The following is a 3,466-nucleotide window of genomic DNA, read 5'->3' on the forward strand; positions in this document are numbered from 1 at the left end:
GACGAATGGGAAGGCAGTGCCCGACGGGTTCTTGCCGAATTCCGGGCTGCCAGCATCCGTGGTGACACGCATCTGGTGGAAACACTCGTGCAGGAGCTTCGATCCCGAAGTCCGGATTTTGAACGGCTGTGGCATAATCAGAGTGTATTGCTACGAGAAGGCGGCCCTCGCCGGTTTCGACATCCAACTGATGGGCCATTGGACTTTGACCAGACCACCCTCACCTTCACGACATGGCCGCACTACCAGCTGGTAACACTCAAGCCCCGATGAACACTTTCGAAATCCTGCTCCCACATTATGATTTTTCTGAACGTCACGCGATTTTCATTCGTGGTCAGGCATCTGATATTCTCGATGCCGTTGCGGCTTTCCGCATACAGAATGATCCCCTTGTGCGCCAGATTATCCGTCTGCGTGAACTTCCTGGCCGACTGATGAAGCGCCTGTCCGCCCCGCCACTGGATCTTGAAGATTTTACGCTTCTGGCGCGTACCGGACACGCACTTGCCTATGGTCTGGTCGGAGCGTTCTGGCATGCCGATTATGGACTTCGCACCATTCCTTCTCCTGACGCTTTCATGGCTGTACGGGAGGGAGATCTCTGCAAACTGGTTCTTGGCTTTACTGTCGCGCCCATTAGCGAAAGCAGGTGTCGCCTCATAACCGAAACACGTGTCCTCTGCCTCAGTGACAAGGCCAGACAACGCTTTACGCCGTACTGGTTTCTGATCCGCCCGGTCCGCGGGTTGCTACGCCGCCGCATGCTCTGGAATATTCGTAAGGTTATTGAGCAGCAGTCATGAAGTCGTATCCGGACTGGATACGATCAGACCGTCACTCGCAGCGACCTGATCCATGAAGGCACACACTTGTGGCGGAAGTTCACCCATTTCCAGGTCAGGCGAGAACACCGGAAGCGCGCTCACCTGATCAAATACTGAGATAGAAAATGTCGCTGGTGCCATGAACGACAGAGCGCGCAGCATCGCAGTATTTGTCGAGTTGTGTCGTGTGCTTCCTGAGAGAGTCAATATTTTCACGATAATGCTTTAATTACCATATTCATATAAACCCCTGGAGCTATGGCTGTCGATAGCACCTCATTCCGAGGTATGGACTATCTCAGCTGTCGGTATGACTTTTGCATAGGTGAATGCCAACGCCGCCATATATGCAGAATGCACCTGATTTGCCGGAACGTTTGTTCCATTGAACTCCAGATCACGCGTGGCGACCGCGTCATGCACCACGGTCACGTCATATCCGAAGTCAACCGCAGCACGGACGGTCGCATCGATGCAGACATGGCTCATTGCGCCCAGAATGGTCAGTTTCCGAATTTCCCGCTCATCCAGAAGTGTTTTAAGGTTCGTATCCCGAAATGCGTTCGGATGGTGCTTGAGAACCACCGGTTCCCCTTCCTTCGGCAGGACAAGCTCGTTGATCTGTGCGCCATATGAACCCGGTGCAAAAAACGGCGCGTTATCGGGCAGGAATTCATGACGGATATGGACAACCGCCATATCTTTTTCCCGAAAGTGGCTCAGGACGAGACGTCCGTTACCAGCAGCCTCTTCAATGCCCACCAGCGGCCAACGCCCACCCGGGAAATAATCGTTCTGCAGGTCCACAATAATCAGGGCTTCATCTGTCATGTCTATCGCCTTTTCTGCATGAGATGATAATGGAAACTCACGCCTGTTCCACCTCGACCGGCACCGAGACAGGCCGCCGACGCACGAAGGCCAATACATTGCCTGCCATGACAAGCAGGAGTCCGATCAGCATGACAGCCGTCCACTGCGTACCTTCGAAAACGCATGACACCGCAAGAGCCAGAACAGGAGAAAGGATCGTCGTATAGCCGGCCCTGTCCGCTCCGATCCGGTGCACCAAAGACAGATAGGTCAAAAACCCGATGACCGAGCCAAATACCGACAGATAGGCCAAGCCGCCAAGCCAGGCTGCGGTAAGCGGAACAGCGAAGCTATATCCGTGCGCGAGCGCTACGGCTCCCACGATGACTGTCCCAACTCCCATCGCGTAGAACACGGCATTGGGCAGATCCAGATCGAAGCGACCGATCCTGCGGGTAACCATATTGCCCAGTGAAAAGAACAGAGTGCCCGCCAGTGCCAGCCCAACCCCGGTGAGACTTCCTGCGTGCAGCCCTCGTCCATGATCTCCGCCCAGCAGCAGCGCGACGCCCATTACGCCCAGAAGGCCGCCGCCGATAATCCGTGCGTCAGGCCGCTGGCGGAAGAACAGCCAGAGGTTCAGGGCGTTCAGAACGCTGGCCAGACTGAAGATCACCGAGACCATGCCGCTGGCCAGATAGGCAGCCGATCGATAGAGCACGAGATAATTGCCAGAGAACAGACACATCCCCATGGCGATCAGCCATGGAACACACTCCGTTGCCGGCCTTCTCAACCGTCCGGACAGGCATAACCAGCCGCCGAGCAGAACGAGGGAAAGCGCGAAACGCCAGAAGATCGCGACCTCTACCGGCGCTGCCCCAAGCTGAAGATGCATGGCGAACCACGTCAGTCCCCAGACCACGACGACGGCGATAAACAGAAGAACATTGGTCATGATGGCAGTTCGGCCTTTTCTCCACACCTGCGCACAGGACCAGCCAGGTGCAGGGCACGCCTGACTGCACGCTTGAGGGGTCTATTGTCCCCTTCCGTCGCAATCCAGAGCGTTGCGCCTTCCAACTGAGCCAACGTATCGGCAGCAGTTGCTGCGGGAGGCGCAATCTTTCCCGAACGCAGGATCCGGGTCATGGCCTCCTGCACAGACTTGAAAAATACCCTGATGGCTTTCTGCGCCTCAGGTGTCGCAGATGTCACGCCATAAGCCAGATGCAGGCCGACGCAGCGACCATGGTTTTCCAGCGTCTGCGCGATGCGCCCGATCAGCGTCCTCCATGCGTTACGCCAGTTCCGGTCTGGATCAGGCAGACCTTCCAGCATTTCTTCAAGCATCAGCGCCAGAACCTCGGACACCAGAGCCTCTTTCGACGGAAACCGCGTATAGAGGCTCTGTGGACGCAGCCCCACACGTCCGGCCAGATCACGCATCGACGCACCTTCATAACCATATTCACGAAACAGCTCGCGCGCTTCGATCACGATATCGCGCAGGGGGACCGGCTCTCGCATTTGTTCTTTGACTCACGAACACTCGTTCGTCAGCGTAGGTCCAGCGCCCTCAAAGAGGCAATTCACAAATCAGTTGTGCTGAATAATAACAATGATGATACCCAGCTCTCACGCACAGGATCCCGACTGCCAGCGACCTGCACGCCTCAACCGGCGAGACGGATCATGAACCGTTCAGACGTCCAGGCAATGAGAAATGACGTAGCTGTAGACACTGCGGTCCCATTTCGACAAATGGCTGCTCTCTTCGCTTTCGGAAGCTGTGCGCTCCTGAACGTCTATGCCACGCAGCCGAT

5 protein-coding genes and 1 pseudogene are annotated in these 3,466 nt (G+C 56.0%); 2 read left to right on the forward strand and 4 right to left on the reverse strand.

Annotated elements, in window-relative coordinates; all coding sequences use genetic code 11:
• Positions 1-273 (forward strand): annotated as a pseudogene (locus tag B3759_RS03010) (XRE family transcriptional regulator); the annotation flags it as partial.
• Entirely contained in the window at positions 270-806 is a 537-nt protein-coding gene (locus tag B3759_RS03015) for a hypothetical protein (protein WP_291363502.1), read from the forward strand. The pseudogene B3759_RS03010 and the gene B3759_RS03015, both read left to right, overlap by 4 nt.
• Here the strand turns inward: B3759_RS03015 and B3759_RS03020 are convergent.
• From B3759_RS03020 to B3759_RS03035, 4 genes are read right to left on the reverse strand one after another with little or no spacing between them, the layout of a single operon-like run.
• A complete protein-coding gene (locus B3759_RS03020) occupies positions 801-1,043 on the reverse strand; it encodes an NADPH-dependent FMN reductase (RefSeq protein WP_291363504.1) in 243 nt (80 codons plus the stop codon). The two genes, B3759_RS03015 and B3759_RS03020, sit on opposite strands and share 6 nt — an antisense overlap.
• A gap of 60 nt (positions 1,044-1,103) precedes the next feature.
• Entirely contained in the window at positions 1,104-1,658 is a 555-nt protein-coding gene (locus B3759_RS03025; RefSeq protein ID WP_048852672.1) for a cysteine hydrolase family protein, read from the reverse strand.
• 37 nt (positions 1,659-1,695) lie between these two features.
• Entirely contained in the window at positions 1,696-2,598 is a 903-nt protein-coding gene (locus tag B3759_RS03030) for a DMT family transporter (protein WP_291363510.1), read from the reverse strand.
• Positions 2,595-3,170, reverse strand: coding sequence for a TetR/AcrR family transcriptional regulator (locus B3759_RS03035; RefSeq protein ID WP_048852608.1), 576 nt, complete (start codon positions 3,168-3,170; stop codon positions 2,595-2,597). The genes B3759_RS03030 and B3759_RS03035 overlap by 4 nt, the downstream gene beginning before the upstream one ends.
• Positions 3,171-3,466: the final 296 nt, after the last annotated feature.

Source organism: Acetobacter sp. UBA5411 (assembly GCF_002409645.1).
GTDB lineage: Bacteria > Pseudomonadota > Alphaproteobacteria > Acetobacterales > Acetobacteraceae > Acetobacter.